Source organism: Agrobacterium sp. ST15.16.055 (assembly GCF_027956555.1).
Taxonomy (GTDB): Bacteria; Pseudomonadota; Alphaproteobacteria; order Rhizobiales; family Rhizobiaceae; genus Agrobacterium; species Agrobacterium salinitolerans.
The window spans coordinates 35,480-54,229 of record NZ_JAQKGN010000013.1 but is presented as its reverse complement, the minus strand read 5'-3'; the positions used below and the strand labels follow the sequence as shown (position 1 = coordinate 54,229).

Genomic DNA, 18,750 nt, shown 5'->3' with positions numbered 1-18,750 from the left:
GGGGATGCACTGCAAACCCGGCCTCGTCAGCCCGCCATCGCATCCTCATATTCGCTGGAAAGCAGCAGCCATTGCTCTTCCGCATCGGAGAGCTTTGCAGCCGCCTCACCACGTTCCTTCACTTTCTGGGCAGCCTTCGCAGGGGCCTTTTCATAAAGGGCCGGGTCCGACAGCTCCTTGTCGAGCGACTGAATCACTTTCTCAAGCTTTGCCGTCAGGGATTCGATTTCATTGATCTTTTTCTTGAGCGGCGCGAGCTGGGCGCGCTTTTCCGCGTTGGCCTTTCGTTGATCGGCCTTGGATGCCTGATCGGGGACGGCGTCGGTCTTGTCTTCCTTCTTCCTGCCAGAGGAAACGACGATATCGCGATATTCCTCCATGTCGCCTTCGAAGGTCTTGACCGTGCCGTCGGCCACCAGCCACAGCCGGTCGACCGTCGCCTCGATCAGGTGGCGGTCGTGCGAGATGAGGATGACTGCGCCGCTATAATCGTTCAGCGCCTCGATCAGCGCCCGACGGCTGTCGATGTCGAGGTGGTTGGTCGGTTCGTCGAGGATCAGCAGGTTCGGCGCATGGAAGGCCGCAAGCCCCATCAGCAGGCGGGCTTTTTCGCCCCCGGACAAGTCCTTCGCCGCTGTCGCCATTTTCTCCGTCGCAAGCCCCATCTGGGCGACACGGGCGCGCACCTGCGCTTCGGGCGCCAGCGGCATCAGTTTGCGCACATGTTCGACCGGCGTTTCATCCGGCACGAGGTCATCCAGCTGGTGCTGCGCGAAGAAACCGATCTTGAGCCCGGGAGCAACGCGAAGATCGCCCGCCTGGGGGGCAAGCCGGCCGGAGATGAATTTCGCGAAGGTGGATTTACCGTTGCCGTTCGAGCCGAGCAGCGCGATGCGGTCGTCATTGTCGATCCGCAGATTGAGCTGCTTCAGGATCGATTTGCCCGGCTCATAACCCACAGCACCGCCATTGATGGCGACGATGGGGGAGGCGGGCTGCTTTTCCGGCTCGGGAAATGTGATCGGCTGGACATGATCCTCGATCACGGCGGCCACGGTGCCCATGCGCTCCAGCGCCTTGATGCGGCTCTGCGCCTGGCGCGCCTTGGTGGCCTTGGCACGAAAACGATCGATGAAGCTTTGCAGATGCTTGCGCGCGGCGTCGTTCTTCGCCTTCGCTTTCATCTGCAATTCGTCGGCCTCGGCCTTCTGCCGCTCGAACTGGTCGTAACCGCCGCGATAGAAGGTCAGCTTCTTCTGGTCCAGATGCACGATGGAATTGACGGCGTTGTTGAGAAGATCGCGGTCGTGGCTGATGATGATGACAGTGTGTGGATACCGCCGGATATAATCCTCCAGCCAGAGCGTGCCTTCGAGGTCGAGATAGTTGGTCGGCTCATCGAGGAGCAGCAGGTCGGGTTCGGCAAACAGCACGGAGGCGAGCGCAACGCGCATGCGCCAGCCGCCGGAGAAGGAGGAGGCGGGGCGAAGCTGCGCCTCGTGATCGAAACCGAGGCCGGCAAGAATGCTGGAGGCGCGCGCTTCGGCCGAATGGGCGTCGATGTCGACAAGCCGCATCTGGATTTCGGCGATCCGGTGTGGATCGGTTGCGGTCTCTGCTTCCGCCAGAAGTGCGCTGCGCTCCTTGTCGGCGGCAAGCACGATGGAAATCAGCGAGTCTTCGGTGCCTGGAGCTTCCTGCGCCACCTGGCCGATGCGCGCCTGCTTCGGGATCGTCACCGAACCGCTTTCCGCCGAGAAGTCGCCGGTGATGACCCGGAACAGGGTGGATTTGCCGGCGCCGTTGCGGCCGACAAGGCCCGCCTTCACACCGGCGGGAAGCGTCACGCTGGCATGGTCGAGAAGCAGACGCCCGGCGATGCGGGCGGAAAGATCGGTAATCGTAATCATGGCGCCGTTTTGGCCGAACTGTTTGGCCAAGGCAAGAGCGCCCGCGCCACATCGCGCGAGATTAAACGGTCAATCGCCGAGCTGCACCAGATAGCTGTTGCGGCTATGCTGCGCCACCTCCCGCGAATAACCGACGACGCAATTGCGTGCGCCGCAGCGGGCCGAAAGCAGCGCGAGTTCGGCATGGCCGAAAAATTCGGCGGGCGTGGCGGTGCCATCCACTTCTGCGACGCCGATCGACACCGTCAGATGTTCGCCATCGCCGCCAGCGGTCGCAAAGCGCAACGCCTCCACGCTCTGCCGCAGCCGCTCGGCAATGGCCTCGGCCGTGTTTTGCGATACGCCGGCAAACAGAAATGCGAATTCATCACCGCCGATACGGGCGACGAAATCGTCTTTCTTGATGGTTTTGCGAAACAGGGCGGCGAGACGTCGTAATGCCTTGTTGCCGGCGGACGAGCCGTATTTGCCGTTGATCTCCCGGAAATGATCGATATCCAGCAGCACGAGCGAGGTGGCGGATGCAGCCCGGTCCTTTGAAAAAAGAAGGTCCAGCTTTTCGAGAAAGGCGGCCCGGTTTGGTAGAGCCGTCAGCGCGTCGCGCAACGAGGCGACCTGAAGCTCGCCCCGGTTTCTTTCAACCTCGCGGATTTTCACCAGTCCCATGGCGATGAAATTCCGAAGGCTCGTCTGCTCTTCGTGGATGTCGCCCAGCAAATCGACCAAGCGCTCCGCTGCGGACCGCTCGCCATCCTCATCCTGCTCAAGGCTGGCCAGGAAAGTCTCTGTGCGTCGAAGGCTTGCATCAAGCCGCGCGGAAATCTGCGTCAGTGTATCGAGGGCCTCGCTTGCCATCTGTTCGGCTTCGATGCGCGAAAAGCCGGGCAGATTGTGCCGCTGGCCGATGAGGTCGATTTCATGCTGCTGCGGCGCATTGCCGAGCGCAAGAATGTCGCGACCCATGGCAGGATTGTGTCCGGACAATATTTCGTAGATCAATTCATAATTGCGCGGCAGAGGCGCAATGTTCATCTTGGCGATGAACTGCGTAATTTTGGTGACGACAAGAGAACTTCGCGCCTGATCACGTTTTTTATCGCCCGCCGATGTCGTCACTGACAGCCCCAATACCGAGAGATTATTATGAATAGACCGGCAATAACCGATTGTTGAATGGTGTTATTCTTACAAGCAACGCTTTAAAATTGATTGAATCAGGGAAAAATTGTTGCGCTGCGAAGTGAAAAATTTCACTTCGCACAGACTCACGGATCACATGCGCTTGTGATCGATTGAATGACAAATCCTGATTTGATTTCATCGCCCGGCCGTTCTTATATCGTTTTATCGATATTGCAGAAGAGGGCAGCCCATGACGACTTCCAGAACGCTTTATTCGCTATGCGGAAGCGATACTTCCCGGCCATTTTCTCCCCATTGCTGGAAAACCGTGCTTTCGCTGGCGCATAAGGGGCTGGATTTCGAGGAGCGGCCTTTACCCTTCACCGTGATCCCGACGGTGGAGGATGGTTTTTCGAAGACCGTGCCGATCCTGCGAGACGGTGACGAGCTGGTGAGTGACAGTTTTGAGATCGCGCTTTATCTGGACGAGACTTACCCGGAGCGCCCGTCGCTGTTCAACGGCGAGGGCGGCAAGGCCATGGCCCGTTTCGTCGAAAGCTGGTCGCAGACGATGCTTCACCCGGCCATTGTCCGTATTGCCGTGCTCGATATCCACAATATGCTGGACGAGCCGGACCGCCGTTATTTCCGCGACAGCCGCACGAAAGCCCTCGGCCGCCCGCTCGAGGATGTGGTGGCGAACCGCGAGGCGGAAATCGCAGCCTTCCCGGCATTGCTTGCGCCGATCCGGCGTATGCTGAGCTTCCAGCCTTTCATCGGCGGCGCATCGCCTCTCTTTGCGGATTATATCGTCTTCGGCGCCCTGCAATGGGCGCGCATTACCACCGGGGCGGATTTGTTCGCCGAAAACGACCCCGTGCGGGACTGGTTCGAAGGTTGTCTCGATCTCTACGATGCGAGAGGCCGCAGTGTGACAGCGGCGTGAAATGTCTGGCATGATCGTCGCAATCTCGTCGATCCCCCTTGTTTTCGGGCCTTTGGGCGGGTAAAGACCGCCCACTTTCTCTGAAGGAAAAGGAAACGGACATATGGCGATTGAACGCACATTTTCGATGATCAAGCCGGACGCAACCAAGCGTAACCTGACGGGCGCGATCACCAAGGTATTTGAAGACAACGGCCTGCGCGTCGTCGCCTCCAAGCGCGTCTGGATGAGCAAGCGCGAAGCCGAAGGCTTCTACGCGGTTCACAAAGAGCGTCCCTTCTTCGGCGAACTCGTTGAAGGCATGACCTCCGGCCCGACCATCGTTCAGGTTCTGGAAGGCGAAAACGCTATCTTGAAGAACCGCGAGATCATGGGCGCCACCAACCCGGCCCAGGCCGCTGAAGGCACCATCCGCAAGACCTTCGCGCTCTCCATCGGCGAAAACTCCGTTCACGGCTCCGACGCTCCGGAAACCGCCGCTCAGGAAATCGCCTACTGGTTCGCCGAAACCGAAATCGTCGGCTGATTCAAAATCTCAACGGCTTGAATCGTCGTTGCAGGCGATTGCACGAAGCTGCTGAAAAGACTCGAAGAAGCGGGGCCGAGAGGCTCCGTTTTTTTGTTTGGATAGGCGGGAAAGGACTAGGCTGCAGCCGCAGTCATTCCACCTTTCTCATTCCTTTGCTTGTCACAGGAATCCAGCCAACGCGCGTCTGCGCGGCGAGAGGAGTCCTTTCGGCCCAAGGACTTGGGCTGACTAGATTCCTGTGACGAGCACAGGAATGAGAAAGGAAAAGTCTTCACGTCATTCATTCCGTCGGGCCTACGATGCCGGGCATCCCTGAACTGGCCGCATATCCGTCGTGCCATCCGGTTTGAACACCTCCGGATTGGGCGTATAGAGTGGGCCGACCACCAGCGGCTTGGCGGGAAGAAGCGACTGGTCAGTGTCGGAGCGGATCGTGGTCTCTATGGTCTGCAGAATATCGCCTTCCGGCCCCTTGATGCGGATGGTGACCTTATAGGGCCGGTCCTGCTTCACACATTCCACGGGTGGGCTCTGAACCGTGATCTTTTCGTCTTTCGGAAAAATCTTCTCGCGGCTGGCGAGGTCTGGACCACCGCGCGGGTTTTCGAACGTCGCCTCAATGGTGCTGCCGTCACGAACGGGGGCGATGCGCTGAAGCGTCACCAGATAGGTGGCGATGGCGACGCGGTAGTTAAACACAAACATCCGGCCGGAGATCTTCGCCACCTCACGCGGTTCGTCCCGCTGGCAGCCGGAAAGGGCGAGCATCCCTGCAATCGTCAGCAATGGAAGGGCGATTCCTTTCATGTTTGCGCCTCCTTTTTCCGATGATAGTGCCGGCTGGCCTTCCGTCGGTTGCCGCACACCGCCATATCGCACCAGATACGGCTTCTGTTCTTGCTGCGGTCGATGAAAAGCCAGCCGCAATTGCCACAGATGCGCAGCCGTTCCCGTGTCTCGCCGGCAAGCAGCGAGAGGGCGGAATGGGCGGTGGCGTTGCCGAGGTTCTCGGCAAGCGGAAACGTCCGCAGCGCCGTGCCGCAGGCGAAGAGAAGCCCGGCCAGCCTGTCGTCACCATCGTCGTCGCCGGCAATGGCGGCGCGGAAATAATCGTCGACAGCCTCGCGAAGATCGAGAAAAACCGCCTGCTTTTCCGCCTCGGGCGCGATGAGTGTGGGAAACCTGTCACGTTCCGCGCCGAGCTTTGTGGCCGCTTCGGCAAAGGCCGCGATCTGCGCCGGCACGGCAAAACGGTCGACTGTTTTTGCCGCATCCGAGCGCAGGATCACGCTGTTGGCGACATCCAGCGCCAATGCGCCGCCTGCGAAACGATGTTCTGTCCAGCGAAAGGTCATGCCACGTATTATAACTGTCAAAATGAGTTTTAACAGTTATAATAATCGAGGGAGGAAGCGCTTGGCCTATTTCCTGCAACAATTGCTGAATGCCGTGCCGGTCGCCTCGCTTTATGCGGTTCTGGCCTTCGGTTATGCCGTCGCCTTTTCGGTGACCAAACGCGCCGATTTAACCTATGGCGCCATATTCGCCTTTGCCGGCCAGACCTGCCTGTTATTTGCGGATTTCGGCTGGAACCGGCTGTGGCTGGTTCTGCCGGCAACATTGGCGCTCGGGGCGGGGGCAGGCCTGTTCGGCGGGCTGTGGGTGGCGGGGTTTGTCGGCAGGGCGGTGATGCGGCCGCTGGCGCAAGCCTCTCCCAATGCCGTGATCGTCGCCTCCGTCGGCGTGCTGATCGCGCTGACCGAAAGCGCAAGGCTCGCCGCCGATACAAGGCAATTATGGCTGCCGCCGCTGTTATCTCAGCCGGTGCGCTTCTGGGCCGATGGCGGCTTTGCCGTGACCCTGACACCGATGCAGATACTGAACACGGCGGCCTTCTGCCTGCTCATTCTCGCAGGGTCGTTTTATCTTGACCGTTCCGCTTTCGGCAGGCGTTGGAAGGCGGTCTCGGACGATGCTTTTGCCGCCGCTTTATGCGGGGTGAATGCGGGCAGGATATTTCTGCTGTCCTATTGCGCGGCGGGTCTGGTCGCCGCGATCGCCGGTGTGCTAGCCACATTTTATTACGGCACCATGGATTTCGGGGCCGGTCTGGTTTTTGGGCTGAAGGTGGTGCTGATTTCAGCGGCGGGCGGTTATGCCAGTCCGCTCATCTGCGGCCTTGGGGCCGCCGCCGTCGGCTTTGCGGAAACGTTCTGGGTCGGTTACGGACCGGCCGCCTGGCGCGATGCGGTGGTTCTGGCGATGCTGGTCGGCTGGCTGATTGTCATGCGCAGCAGGGTGGAAGCACCCTGAGTCTGGCCCCTAGAGCGCTTTCGCGTTTCTTCGAATCGCGAAAGCGCTCTAACTCTTTGTTTCGTCGCATTTCCGGACGGAAAACCGGGCTCCACTTTTCCTGGAAATGCTCTATCGCCACTTGTCCTTCGCCGTATCGTCGGTCGTCTTTGCCGCCACCCAGTCGCCCGCCGAGCCATCCTTGCCATGTTCCTTTTTCCAGAACGGGGCGGATGTCTTCAAATAGTCCATCACGAAATTCGCGCCATCGAAGGCCGCCTGTCGATGCGATGAAGCTGCGATGACGAGGACAATATTTTCGCCGGTAGCGATCTTGCCGTGGCGGTGGATGGCGGTGAGGCCGAGAAGGCCGAAGCGCTCCATGGCAATCTTGGCGATGCGGGTTATTTCCGCCTCTGCCATGCCGGGATAGTGTTCCAGTTCCAGCGCCGCAAGCGTGCCGCCATCATCCCGGCAGAGCCCGGTGAAGGCCACGACCGCGCCGATGCTCCTGTCCCCTTCCGTCAGCCGGCGGGTTTCTTCCGCAGCGTCGAAATCCTTTGCCTGCACGCGGACTGTCGGCTGCACCCGCTCATCCCCCCGTCATCGGCGGGAAGATGCCGATCTCGCGCGCACCGACGATGCTTTCATCGTGCTCGACATGTTCCTGATTGACGGCGACGCGGATTACATTGGGGAATTCGAAGGCCGCTTCGTAATTTTCACCGCGCGTCGCAAGCCACGCGATCAGCTCGCCGGCGGTGGTGATGGAGGGGGGGATGTCCAGCTCCTCTTCATCCGTGCCGATCTTCTCGCGAACCCAGGCGAAATAAACGATCCGCGTCATCAGTCTTCGTCCACGATGTGTTTCAGGCCGGCCTTGAAGTAATCATAGCCGGTATACATGGTCAACGCCGCCGCGAGCCACAGCAGGGTAATACCCATTTCGGTCGTGTAGGGCAGAACCTTGTCGCCGGCCGGACCGGCAAGAAGAAAGGCGATGGCGACCATCTGGATGGTCGTCTTCCATTTGGCGATGCGGGTGACGGGAACGCTGACCTTCAACGCCGCCAGATATTCGCGCAGGCCCGAGACCAGAATTTCGCGGCAGAGAATGGTGATGGCCGCCCAGAGCGACCAGCCGGCAATGGTGCCATCCGCCGCCATCAAAAGGAGCACGGAGGCGACCAGAAGCTTGTCGGCGATCGGGTCCAGCATGCGGCCGATATTGGAGGTCTGGTTCCAGATACGCGCCAGATAACCATCGAGGAAATCGGTCAGCGAAGCGATGATGAACAGCCACAGAGCCGTCCAGCGCGCGAAATCCGAGCTTTCCAGTTTCCCTTCGACGTAAAAACACAGGACAATGACAGGAACCGCGAAGATGCGGCCATAGGTGAGAAGGTTGGGAATGCTGTATGCGCGCGAAGCCATGGGAAACCTGTCAGTCTGAGATCAACTGTCTTGATGCCGCCGCCAAGGCATAGCGTCAACACGTGATTATGTTTTTTTAGCAGTTCGGTCCCACCGTTCTGCGTCAATCGCTGCCGCTCTCGTGGAAGTGATTGTAAATTTGTCGCGCCACCGTCTCCGAAATGCCGGTAACAGCCATCAGATCGTTGAGGCCGGCGCGGGAAACCGCCTTTGCCGTGCCGAAATGCTGCAGCAGGGAGCGTTTCCGTCCCGGACCGATTCCCGAAATTTCATCCAATGGATTGCGCACCATTTCCTTTTTGCGTCGTGCCCGGTGCGAGCCGATGGCGAAGCGGTGCGCCTCGTCGCGCATGCGCTGGATGAAATAAAGCACGGGGTCGCGCGGCGGCAGAGAGAAATCGGCGCGCCCATCCGCAAAGAAGCGTTCGCGGCCCGCCTCGCGGTCAACGCCCTTTGCGACGCCGATGGCGGTCACGCAGTCGCGAATGCCGAGTTCATCGAGGATGGCCCGCACCGCGGTCATCTGGCCCTGGCCACCGTCGATCAGGATCACATCCGGCCAGGCGGGGAAGGGCAGGTCGGCCGCTTCCTCCGGGGTCGGGACGCGTTCGCGATCCGGCTTGCCTTCTTCTTTCAGCAGGCGCGAGAAGCGACGGGTCATCACTTCGCGCATCATGCCGAAGTCGTCACCGGGGGTGATGTCGGTCGATTTGATGTTGAATTTGCGGTACTGGTTCTTCACGAAACCTTCCGGCCCCGCCACCACCATGCCGCCCACGGCATTGGTGCCCATGATGTGGGAGTTATCGTAAATCTCGATGCGGCGCGGCACATAGGGAAGGTTGAACGTCTCGGCCATGCCTTTCAGCAACCGCGCCTGAGACGAGGTTTCCGCCAGCTTGCGGCCATGCGCCTCACGGGCATTGGCCAGAACATGGTCGGTAATGTCCTTCTTCTCGCCGCGCTGGGGCACGTTGATCGTCACCTTGTGCCCGGCTTTTTCACCGAGGGCAGCCGCCAGGAGTTCCTGTTCTTCGACAGCCTCCGACAGCAGGATCTGCTTCGGCACAGGCTTGTCGTCGTAGAACTGCGCCAAAAAGGCGTTGAGGATTTCCGAGCCGGGCAGGGAAGGGTCGGCCTTGGGGAAATAGGCGCGGTTGCCCCAGTTCTGGCCGGTGCGGAAAAAGAACACCTGAATGCAGGAGATGCCGCCTTCGTGATGGATGGCGAAGACATCCGCCTCCTCGATGCCGGCGGGATTGATGCCCTGATGGCTCTGGACATGGGAAAGTGCGGCCAGCCGGTCGCGATAGACGGCGGCGCGCTCGAAATCGAGATCCTCGGCCGCCTCGTTCATCTGCCGCGCAATCGCGGTCTTGACGCTCTGGCTCTTGCCGGACAGGAAATCCTTGGCTTCCTTGACAAGTTCTTCATACCCCTGATCGCTGATCTCATGCGTGCAGGGGCCGGAACAGCGCTTGATCTGGTAAAGAAGACAGGGACGCGTGCGGGTTTCGAACACGCTGTCCGTACAGGTACGGATCAGGAAGGCGCGCTGCAGCGAATTGATCGTACGGCCGACAGCGCCGGCGGACGCAAAGGGGCCGAAATAATCGCCCTTGCGCGCCCGCGCACCGCGATGCTTGAAGATCGCCGGGGCACGATTGTCGGCGGTGATGAGAATGTAAGGAAACGACTTGTCGTCGCGCAAAAGCACATTAAAGCGCGGCCGCAAGCGCTTGATCAGATTCGCTTCCAGAAGAAGCGCCTCTGTTTCCGTGCGGGTGGTGACGAATTCCATATGCGCGGTCAGCCGCACCATCTGGGCAATGCGGTTGGAATGCACGCGGCCCTGCGCGTAATTGCCGACACGCTTCTTCAACGAGCGCGCCTTGCCGACATAAAGAACGTCGTTCGCCTCGTTGAACATGCGATAGACGCCCGGCGCATTCGGCAGGTGTTTGACGAATTCGCCGATCAGATCCATGCCCTTCAGGCCGGATTCATTCTTCCAGCCCGCATTCCAGTCCATGCCGGCAACGTCGCTCGATGCCTCGGCCGCATCGGTCACGGCAAGGTTTGCATCGTCGTCTTCGTCGTCGGTTTCATCGAAGAGAATACCGCCGTCAGGCAGCTTCTTTCCGTTCATTCATTTATCTCCGCCACGTCAGGGGTTTCCCAGCCGAGGTGCTGGCCGCCATCGAGCGCGATCATTTGTCCGGTGACCGACGGCGTGTCGTAAAGAAAGCGAATCGTCTGCCCGAACTCGTCCGGCGCAGGACCACGCTTTAATATAAGGCCGTCGATCTGCGCCTGAAAGTCCTCGGGCGCCTGTCTTTCGCTTTTGAAGGTGGGACCCGGCCCGATGGCATTGACCCGCACCCGTGGCGCGAAGCTTTGTGCCATGGTTTGTGTTGCGGTCCAAAGGGCCGATTTCGAAAGCGTATAGGAATAAAAACGCGGGGTCAGCGCAAGCACGCGCTGGTCGATTATATTGACGATCAGCCCGGATGTATCCGCAGGCAATTGCTCGACGAAGGCGGCGGCGATGAGGGAAGGGGCCCGCACATGAACCGCAAAATGCGCATCGAACACATCAGGATCGGGCGTTTCCGCCGAATCCTTCAGAAAAACCGAGGCATTGTTGACGACGACACCAATCGGCCCGAGGGCTGAGGCGGCCTTTTCGACAAGCGTCATTGTTGACGCAGATTGTGTCAGGTCCGCCTGAACGGCTACGGCCTTGCCACCTTTCCGCCTTATTTCGTTAGCGAATTCCTCCGCCTGTGCCATCGATTCATTGGCGTGGACGGCAATCGCAAAGCCGTGGGCTGCGAGATCGGTGGCGATTGCCCGCCCCAGCCGGCGGGCGGCCCCCGTTATCAAGACTGTCTTCGGTATATGTTCTTTCACGACGGACCTGCATTTGCTCATATATTCCCTATGTGCTGGATATAGATGCAAATCGCAAGCTGTCACGCATCCCCAAAAGAATTGGGCGATTTTTTATTCGCAATGCAATTTCGGTTTAATTTGAATATAACTAAGTTTAAAGGCGATCTATTGCTGGTTAGGTTTCTGTTAGGGTTAATAAACTCCTTGTGGCAATTGGGCAACGTCTAATTCTAGTCACGCCGCTGCCCCAAACAATTCACATTTTGGCTCTTTGATCTCCGCATTCTCCTATCAAATTCAGTTTCCAGAGGGGCGATTAACCCGACGAGTTTACACCGCGTCTGAGAACAATGTTTTGAGTACAGAGCGGTCCTGAAAGGAGAATAGCATGCGTATTTTCGTAGCAACCCTTATGGCTTCGACCATGGCAGTGGCCGGCTTTTCGGCTGCTCACGCCGCTGACGCCGTAAATGAAGTGCCACAGGCACCGGTGTCCTACGACCAGCCAGCACCGGTCAAGGATTGGTCCGGCGCCTACCTCGGTGGTACGGTCAACTATGACTGGGGCCGTTTCAGCTCCAGCAATGACGGCCGTGACGCCAAGGGCTTCGGCGGCGGCCTGTACGGCGGTTACAACATGCAGAACGGCCAGATCGTTTACGGTGGTGAAGCCGACATCAATCTCGGTGACGAGAAGGGCTCTGCCGGTACGGTTGCCGGTAACGCCATCGAAGGCAAGCAGGGCGTCAACGGCTCGCTGCGTGCCCGCGTCGGTTACGACATGAACCCGTTCCTGCTCTACGGCACGGCCGGTCTGGCAGTTTCCGATAACAAGGTGCGTGACGCGACCTCCAAGGACAGCGCCACCGCTCTCGGTTACACTGTTGGTGCCGGTGTGGAAGCCATGGTGACCGATAACATCACCGCCCGTCTGGAATATCGCTATAGCGACTACCAGAAAAAGGACTACGGTCTCGACTCCGGCGCCTTCTCGCGTGGTTTCGACGATCACTCCGTCAAGGCCGGTATCGGCGTCAAATTCTGATCCTTTTCGGATCGGTCAAAGAAAAGCCGGGGTTTACGCCTCGGCTTTTTTGTTTTTTGGCATAGGGCCAGAATAACGTCCGGCGATCAGGCCGGGCGTTGTTCGAGTCAAAGCCTCAAGCGGCGGCCTTCATTTCCGCATAGGCCTCGAAACGCTTGCCGAAGGTTTCAGGCCAAGCCGCCAGAGCATCGCGTCCTTCGGCCCATTCCCCGGCGAAACGCAGGTCGAGATAACCGATCATCGCGGCAAGGGCGAAATGGCCGCCATGCAGCTTCTTGCCGGTTTTCGGCAGGTTTGCATTGAGATAATCAAGTCCGCGAACCACCTTGCTCCACTGCTTGTCGATCCATGGCTGGTGGATCTTATCTTCCGGGCGAAAACGACGCTCGTAAACGATGGCCAGCAGGCAATCCATGATGCCGTCGCACAGCGCTTCTAGAATTTCCACATCCGTACGCTTGCCGTTCTTTTTCGGGTAGAGCTTGCCGCCCGAAAGACGGTCGAGATAATGCATGATCGCCACACTGTCATAGACCGAGCCGCCTTCATCCAGAAGCAGGACCGGAATCTTGCCGAGCGGATTGTTGTCCATCAGCGTTGCCGGCTCGGCACTGGTATCGACACGCACGGAGGTAATGTCGATGCCAAGGTGGCGCGCGGCCATACGTACCTTGGCGGAGTAGGGGGAGGCGGGCGAGTAGAGCAGTTCCATGGTCGGGTCCTGTGGGTTGTCGTCTGTGGACTGGATTAGTCTATAAGACTGCATAGCGGTTTTATGTCTGGAAAATATGTAGAAGAACGCAACAGGGAATATCCGATGCGCGCTAGCGAATGGGGATGATTTCCGTGGTGTTGGCGCGGCAGCCCTTGCGGTCAAGCTCGGGGCAGTCGCGGAATGTCATGTCTCTGTTAAGGCAGATGCGCACTTCCTCAAGGCGCCTGCCGTCGCAACTGATGGAGATGCCGCGTTTCGACAGGCCGGGATTGGCGTCGGTGAAGGCGGTTTCTATGGCGTCGGCGGAGAGAGTGGTGGCCTCGGCGCCCGAGGCGATCTTTTTCGGCAGCCGGATGGCTTCGAAGGCGGCTCGTGTCGCCGAAAAATAGTCTCGCTGCGACAGGCCGGAGCAGGAGCCGTGCTTGCGCCACTGGTGGCCGATCAGGCCCATGGACGGCATGATGTCGAACAGCGGGCGGCCGATAGCGTCCGGAACACGGTCGGGTTCGCCGCTTCGACAGAATTCAGGGTAGCCGTTTTCGTTCTGTGGCCACAGCCCATGCACCACGAAACCGTAACGCCTGTCGCTGCCGCATTGCTGGCGGTTGCCCGAGCCTTCGGAGCTGGCGCAGAATGCCGGTGACCAGGAGAGCGACAGCACGTAAAAATCGAACCCGTCTCCACGGGGCGCAGGGTTTTTACCTGTCGCCTGTTGGAAAACTTCCCGCCCTTGAGCGTCCGGCCGGGAATTGCCGGCGGTTTGCGATTGGGATTGTGTCTGCCGGTTGCTGGCGGGGCTGGTCGGCACCGGATTTCCCCGCGCGAACCACAACGCGGCGAGCGATAGAAGGCCCAGGGCGATGAAACCGGCATAACGCTTCATTCCGTGTACGTTCTCCGGAAAGTGGACGACCTCACATCGCCGGCGGGCGACGATCCGGTCTTACATCAACTTGTGAACGGGGCAAACCGCCAATCTTTGATGAAAAGGTTGAAAGCTTTGCCGCATAACGAATAAAGTCAAACGAATCTTCCGCAAAAGACGGAACGGGGCGGGGTGAAGCTGGGGGAAATTGGCGGGCATGACCGCATGAAATTCAAGAAATATATCTGGCCCGTCGTTGGCTTTACGACGATCGGTTTTTCCGCATGGTTGCTTTTTCACGAACTGCGCGGGCTGTCGCTCGATGATCTCTGGGACAGCCTGAAAGCCATTCGCGTGCGGGACTGGCTGTGTTCGGGCCTTGCAACCCTGCTGGCCTATGCCGCGCTCGCCGGTTACGACCGTATCGCGTTGCAGCATCTTGGCCGCAAGGTGAACTGGTTCTTCATCACGCTTACCTCTTTCACCACCTATGCGCTTTCCCACAATGTCGGGGCCTCGGTATTCTCGGGTGCCGTGGTGCGATATCGGGCCTATACGTCCAAGGGGCTGAGTGTGGCGGAAGTGGGCGTGCTCGTCGGCCTCTGCTCGTTCACCTTTCTCATCGGCACGATCATGCTGATCGGGCTGGTGCTGCTTTACGAGCCTGACATCACCGAACGGTTCACCGGCATTTTGCCGGTCGAAGCCTCCACCACGACAGGCGTCGTGCTGCTGCTATTCGTCAGCCTTTATGTTCTCGGCAGCCTGCTCAGGCTGAAGCCTCTTAAAATCGGCTCCTTCGTGCTGCCTTACCCCGCACCGAAGCTTGTTGCGCAGCAGCTCGTCATTGGCCCGATCGAACTGATCGGCGCGGCCGGCATCATCTATTTCGCGCTGCCGGAAGCCGGAAATCCCGGTTATATGGTTATTCTCGGCATATTTCTGGTTTCCTTCTCGGCGGCGCTCATCTCGCACGCCCCGGGCGGACTGGGGGTGCTGGAACTGGTCTTCGTCACCGGCCTGCCGGACATGAACCCCGCGGACGTCATCGCGGCGCTTCTGGTCTTCCGCCTGTTCTACCTCATTATTCCCTTCATCATGGCCCTGTTTGTGATCCTGTTCTTCGAACGGTCACAGCTTGCGCAGGCGCAGAAGCGGGAAGGGCTGAGGTAGCCCTCTCAATTATCTTCCGCTTTTTCTTCGCCGCGCAGCCAGAAGGCGCGCTGCGAAGCGAACCTGTCCTGCGCCAGCGTCGTCTTCAGGTAGGGCAGCAACGTGTGCAGCTCTTCCTTCAGCGTATAGGGCGGGTTGACGATGATGAGGCCGGAGCCGCTGAGGCCATCCAGGCGGTCGCTTTTGACGGAAAGTTCCGCGCACAGCATCTTGGGAATATCGAAGGATTGCAGCCGCTCGTGGAAATCCTTGATCGGCGCGCCTTTCTTTAAGGGATACCACAGGCAATAGGTGCCGGTGGAAAAACGCCGATAGGCCTTGTTCAAACCGTCGGCTAGACGCTGATATTCATTCTCAAGCTCGAAGGGCGGATCGACGAGGATCAGGCCTCGCTTTTCCTTCGGCGGCAGATGCGCGCCGAGCGACAGCCAGCCGTCCAGCTCGGTGACACGCACCTGATAGTCCCCCTCGAAAAGACGCGCGAGCGCCCGGCTGTCATCCGGGTGCAGTTCCATGGCCGAAAGCCGGTCCTGCGGACGGAACAGCATGCGCGCGAGTTTCGGTGAGCCGGGATAATATTGGATGCCGCCTTCCGGGTTCAATTCCTTCACGGCGGCAAGATAGGGTTCCAGCAATTCGGCGATGGGTGCGGGCAGGTCGGCTTCCATCAGCTTGCCGATGCCGGTCTGCCATTCGCCCGTCTTCTGCGCCTCTTCGGAGGTGAGGTCGTAAAGGCCGATGCCGGCATGGGTGTCCAACACCCGAAACGCCTTTTCCTTGTTCTGGAGATAACGCACGAGGCGGGCGAGAACGGCATGTTTGAGGACATCCGCGAAATTGCCGGCGTGATAGATGTGGCGGTAGTTCATGGATGTGTCTCGCTTGCCGTTTACCCGGACGGATGGCCAGGATGAATATTCTTGATGGACGTCACTTCGGCCTTTTTGCCGCATCGTTGATGCAATATACAAAAGCCATGAACGTTGCGACCCCGATTTCCGCTGAAAAAGCCGCCCCGAAGACCGAAGTCCGTATTGGACACACGGTCTGCCCGCATGACTGTCCGAGCGCCTGCGCGCTGGAGGTCGATATCAATGCCGGCCGCATCGGCCGTGTGCGCGGCGCCAATGCCAATACATATACCGCCGGCGTCATCTGCGCCAAGGTGGCGCGTTATTCCGAGCGCATCTACCATCCCGGCCGTCTACTGACGCCGAAGCGCCGCAAGGGTGCAAAAGGGGCCGGCGACTGGCAGGAGATTTCCTGGGAAGCGGCGCTGGACGAGGTGGCCGACGCTTTCGTCAAAGCCGAAGCCCGGCACGGTGCCGAGGCCATCTGGCCCTATTTTTACGCCGGCACGATGGGGCAGGTGCAGCGCGATTCCATCGAACGCCTGCGCCACGCCAAGAAATATTCCGGCTTTTTCGGTTCGATCTGCACCAACATGGCCTGGACCGGTTACGTGATGGGCACCGGCGCCTTGCGCGGCCCCGATCCGCGAGAAATCGCCAAGGCCGATGTCGTCGTCATCTGGGGCACCAATGCGGTGGCCACCCAGGTCAATGTCATGACCCATGCGGTGAAAGCCCGCAAGGAACGTGGCGCAAAGATCGTCGTTGTCGATATCTATGACAATCCGACCATGAAACAGGCGGATATGCGCCTGGTCGTTCGCCCTGGCACGGATGCAGCTCTTGCCTGCGCCGTCATGCACATCGCCTTCCGCGACGGTTATGCCGACCGTGATTACATGGCGCGTTTCGCCGACGATCCGGCCGGGCTCGAAGCACATCTGACCTCGAAGACGCCACAATGGGCATCCGAGATCACCGGTCTTTCCGTGGAAGAGATCGAGGCTTTCGCGCGGCTCGTCGGTACAACGAAAAAGACCTTCTTCCGGCTGGGCTACGGTTTTGCCCGCCAGCGCAACGGTGCGGTCGCCATGCATGCGGCGCTTTCCATCGCCACGGTTCTCGGCTCCTGGCAATATGAGGGCGGCGGTGCGTTCCACAATAATGGTGATATCTTCCGTCTCAACAAGGCGGAGCTGATGGGAACGGCCTATGCTGACCCCGACGTGCGCCAGCTCGACCAGTCGCAGATCGGCCGCGTACTGACAGGGGACGCAGAAGCGCTGCGCCATGGCGGCCCGGTAACGGCGCTGCTCATCCAGAACACCAATCCCGTCAATGTCGCGCCCGAACAGCGGCTGGTGAAGCAGGGCTTTCTGCGTGACGATCTCTTCGTTGCCGTGCACGAGCAGTTCATGACGGAGACGGCCGATCTGGCCGATATCGTGCTTCCCGCCACCATGTTTCTCGAACATGACGACATCTACCGCGCTGGCGGCCAGAACCATATCCTACTCGGCCCGAAGCTGGTGGAGCCGCCGGAAACGGTGCGCACCAATCTCTTCGTCATCGAAGAACTGGCAAAACGCCTCGGTGTCGACCATATGCCGGGCTTCGGCCTTTCGGCTCGCGACCATGTGGACCGTATGCTGAAAATCAGCGGCTGGGGCGATTTCGAAACTTTGGCCGAAGAGAAGTGGATCGATGCGCAGCCGCCTTTCGAGGTCGCGCATTATCTGGAGGGCTTTGGTTATGGCGACGGCAAATTCCGTTTCAGTCCCGACTGGGCAACGGGGCCTTCTCCCAACAAGCCCCCGAAAAACATCGGTGTCATGGGACCGGTGTCCGAGTTTCCGAAATTTCCGGATCAGGTCGATGTCATCGAGGTTGCGGATGCGGACTATCCCTTCCGGCTGGCGACGTCACCGGCGCGCAACTTTCTGAATTCCACTTTCGCGGAAACCAAAACTTCCGTGCAGAAGGAAGGTCGTCCGGAATTGATGGTCTGTCCCGAGGATGCAGCCCGCAACGATATTGCGGATGGCGATATCGTCCGCATCGGCAATACACGCGGCGAGGTCCGCCTCCATGCGAAGATCGTGGAGGGCGCAAGGCCGGGTGTGCTGATTGCCGAAGGGCTGTGGCCGAACAAGGCGCATCTGGACGGCGAGGGCATCAATGTTCTGACCGGCGCCGATGCCGTTGCACCTTATGGCGGCGCGGCATTCCACGACAACAAGGTTTGGCTCCACCGCGACGATGAGAGCCGCGAGGCTTGATATTGCGCCGCAACACGGGCAGGCTGAACTCTCACGACAGGCAAGGACATATCCGGTGACACAGACGCAGGCGAAAAACATTCCGGCAGACGCGGATGCCGGCAGAATCCGGCTGGTGGAAAAGGAAACCGTCTGGAAGGGCTTTGTGCACATGCAGAAGCTCGTTTTCGACCAGCGCATGCCGGATGGCAAAACCATCCGCATCGTCCGGGAAGTCCACGACCACGGCAGCGCGGCTGCCATTCTCCTTTATGACCCGAAGCGCGACAGCGTGGTGATGGTGCGCCAGTTCCGCCCTGCCGCTTTCGTGAACGGCGATCCGAGCTTCATGATCGAGGTGCCGGCAGGGCTTCTCGATGACGACGATGCCTCCGATGCCATTCGCCGCGAGGCGATGGAGGAATCCGGCTACGCTGTCGAAAAGGTCGATTATCTGTTTGATATGTATGCGAGCCCCGGCACGCTGACGGAGAAGGTCAGCCTCTTCGTCGCGCGCATCGACCTCGACGTGCAGGCCGGCAACGGCGGCGGGCTGGAGGACGAAGGCGAGGATCTGGAGGTTCTGACCTATGGTCTAGACGAGGCCTTCGGAATGATCGCCTCGGGCGAAATCACCGACTCCAAGACGATCATTCTGCTGCAATGGGCGATGTTAAATCGCTGCCTCCTAAACAAGAGCTGATCAGCGCCGACC

General features: G+C 59.4%; 19 protein-coding genes. 7 read left to right on the top strand and 12 right to left on the bottom strand.

Annotated elements, in window-relative coordinates:
* Nucleotides 1-26: 26 nt before the first annotated feature.
* Together PL599_RS17470 and PL599_RS17465 are read right to left on the bottom strand one after the other, a co-directional pair.
* On the bottom strand, nt 27-1,910 hold the full coding sequence (locus PL599_RS17470) for an ABC-F family ATP-binding cassette domain-containing protein (protein WP_269824284.1): 1,884 nt from the start codon (nt 1,908-1,910) through the stop codon (nt 27-29).
* A gap of 69 nt (nt 1,911-1,979) precedes the next feature.
* Nucleotides 1,980-3,026 carry a GGDEF domain-containing protein gene (locus PL599_RS17465; protein ID WP_269824203.1) on the bottom strand — a complete coding sequence of 349 codons (1,047 nt, stop codon included), beginning with the start codon at nt 3,024-3,026 and terminating at the stop codon, nt 1,980-1,982.
* A 256-nt stretch (nt 3,027-3,282) separates the two neighbouring features.
* Here PL599_RS17465 and PL599_RS17460 point away from each other — a divergent pair, with 256 nt between their 5' ends.
* A complete protein-coding gene (locus PL599_RS17460) occupies nt 3,283-3,978 on the top strand; it encodes a glutathione S-transferase family protein (RefSeq protein ID WP_137410061.1) in 696 nt (231 codons plus the stop codon).
* Between the two features lie 103 nt (nt 3,979-4,081).
* Nucleotides 4,082-4,504 (top strand): nucleoside-diphosphate kinase, encoded by a 423-nt coding sequence (gene ndk / locus PL599_RS17455; protein WP_003496769.1) that lies wholly within the window; start codon nt 4,082-4,084, stop codon nt 4,502-4,504.
* Between the two features lie 297 nt (nt 4,505-4,801).
* Here ndk and PL599_RS17450 read toward each other — a convergent pair whose 3' ends face one another.
* Together PL599_RS17450 and PL599_RS17445 are read right to left on the bottom strand one after the other, a co-directional pair.
* Complete coding sequence (locus PL599_RS17450) at nt 4,802-5,314, bottom strand: hypothetical protein (RefSeq protein ID WP_137410063.1); 513 nt, start codon at nt 5,312-5,314, stop codon at nt 4,802-4,804.
* Nucleotides 5,311-5,862: a CGNR zinc finger domain-containing protein gene (locus PL599_RS17445; protein WP_077982553.1), complete on the bottom strand. Its 552-nt coding sequence runs from the start codon at nt 5,860-5,862 to the stop codon at nt 5,311-5,313. The genes PL599_RS17450 and PL599_RS17445 overlap by 4 nt, the downstream gene beginning before the upstream one ends.
* A gap of 61 nt (nt 5,863-5,923) precedes the next feature.
* On the opposite strand from PL599_RS17445, the gene PL599_RS17440 reads away from it, so the two are divergent.
* Nucleotides 5,924-6,820 (top strand): branched-chain amino acid ABC transporter permease, encoded by an 897-nt coding sequence (locus tag PL599_RS17440; protein WP_269824204.1) that lies wholly within the window; start codon nt 5,924-5,926, stop codon nt 6,818-6,820.
* Between the two features lie 111 nt (nt 6,821-6,931).
* Here PL599_RS17440 and PL599_RS17435 read toward each other — a convergent pair whose 3' ends face one another.
* The 5 genes from PL599_RS17435 to PL599_RS17415 all read right to left on the bottom strand — a co-directional run bounded on the left by PL599_RS17435 (nt 6,932) and on the right by PL599_RS17415 (nt 11,167).
* On the bottom strand, nt 6,932-7,387 hold the full coding sequence (locus PL599_RS17435) for a molybdenum cofactor biosynthesis protein MoaE (protein ID WP_137410066.1): 456 nt from the start codon (nt 7,385-7,387) through the stop codon (nt 6,932-6,934).
* A 4-nt stretch (nt 7,388-7,391) separates the two neighbouring features.
* The gene (gene moaD / locus PL599_RS17430; protein WP_269824205.1) at nt 7,392-7,646 is read right to left on the bottom strand and encodes a molybdopterin converting factor subunit 1; all 255 of its coding nucleotides are present in this window, start codon (nt 7,644-7,646) and stop codon (nt 7,392-7,394) included.
* Nucleotides 7,646-8,233, bottom strand: coding sequence for a CDP-diacylglycerol--glycerol-3-phosphate 3-phosphatidyltransferase (pgsA, locus tag PL599_RS17425; RefSeq protein WP_077982549.1), 588 nt, complete (start codon nt 8,231-8,233; stop codon nt 7,646-7,648). The genes moaD and pgsA overlap by 1 nt, the downstream gene beginning before the upstream one ends.
* A 103-nt stretch (nt 8,234-8,336) precedes the next feature.
* Nucleotides 8,337-10,382, bottom strand: a complete 2,046-nt coding sequence (gene uvrC, locus PL599_RS17420) for an excinuclease ABC subunit UvrC (RefSeq protein WP_165691164.1) — start codon at nt 10,380-10,382, stop codon at nt 8,337-8,339.
* Nucleotides 10,379-11,167, bottom strand: a complete 789-nt coding sequence (locus PL599_RS17415; RefSeq protein ID WP_269824206.1) for an SDR family oxidoreductase — start codon at nt 11,165-11,167, stop codon at nt 10,379-10,381. The genes uvrC and PL599_RS17415 overlap by 4 nt, the downstream gene beginning before the upstream one ends.
* 349 nt (nt 11,168-11,516) lie before the next feature.
* On the opposite strand from PL599_RS17415, the gene PL599_RS17410 reads away from it, so the two are divergent.
* Complete coding sequence (locus tag PL599_RS17410; RefSeq protein WP_077982547.1) at nt 11,517-12,173, top strand: outer membrane protein; 657 nt, start codon at nt 11,517-11,519, stop codon at nt 12,171-12,173.
* Between the two features lie 115 nt (nt 12,174-12,288).
* On the opposite strand, the gene PL599_RS17405 is transcribed toward PL599_RS17410, so the two are convergent.
* The gene (locus PL599_RS17405) at nt 12,289-12,885 is read right to left on the bottom strand and encodes a glutathione S-transferase (protein WP_269824207.1); all 597 of its coding nucleotides are present in this window, start codon (nt 12,883-12,885) and stop codon (nt 12,289-12,291) included.
* Between the two features lie 112 nt (nt 12,886-12,997).
* Complete coding sequence (locus PL599_RS17400; RefSeq protein WP_269824208.1) at nt 12,998-13,771, bottom strand: ribonuclease T2 family protein; 774 nt, start codon at nt 13,769-13,771, stop codon at nt 12,998-13,000.
* A 207-nt stretch (nt 13,772-13,978) separates the two neighbouring features.
* Here PL599_RS17400 and PL599_RS17395 point away from each other — a divergent pair, with 207 nt between their 5' ends.
* Complete coding sequence (locus PL599_RS17395) at nt 13,979-14,926, top strand: lysylphosphatidylglycerol synthase domain-containing protein (protein ID WP_271359411.1); 948 nt, start codon at nt 13,979-13,981, stop codon at nt 14,924-14,926.
* A gap of 5 nt (nt 14,927-14,931) precedes the next feature.
* Here the strand turns inward: PL599_RS17395 and PL599_RS17390 are convergent, their stop codons facing one another.
* Nucleotides 14,932-15,795: a 23S rRNA (adenine(2030)-N(6))-methyltransferase RlmJ gene (locus PL599_RS17390; protein ID WP_269824209.1), complete on the bottom strand. Its 864-nt coding sequence runs from the start codon at nt 15,793-15,795 to the stop codon at nt 14,932-14,934.
* Between the two features lie 41 nt (nt 15,796-15,836).
* On the opposite strand from PL599_RS17390, the gene PL599_RS17385 reads away from it, so the two are divergent.
* Together PL599_RS17385 and PL599_RS17380 are read left to right on the top strand one after the other, a co-directional pair.
* The gene (locus tag PL599_RS17385) at nt 15,837-18,056 is read left to right on the top strand and encodes a molybdopterin-containing oxidoreductase family protein (RefSeq protein ID WP_269824210.1); all 2,220 of its coding nucleotides are present in this window, start codon (nt 15,837-15,839) and stop codon (nt 18,054-18,056) included.
* A gap of 55 nt (nt 18,057-18,111) precedes the next feature.
* Complete coding sequence (locus PL599_RS17380) at nt 18,112-18,738, top strand: NUDIX domain-containing protein (RefSeq protein ID WP_269824211.1); 627 nt, start codon at nt 18,112-18,114, stop codon at nt 18,736-18,738.
* Nucleotides 18,739-18,750 lie beyond the last annotated feature (12 nt).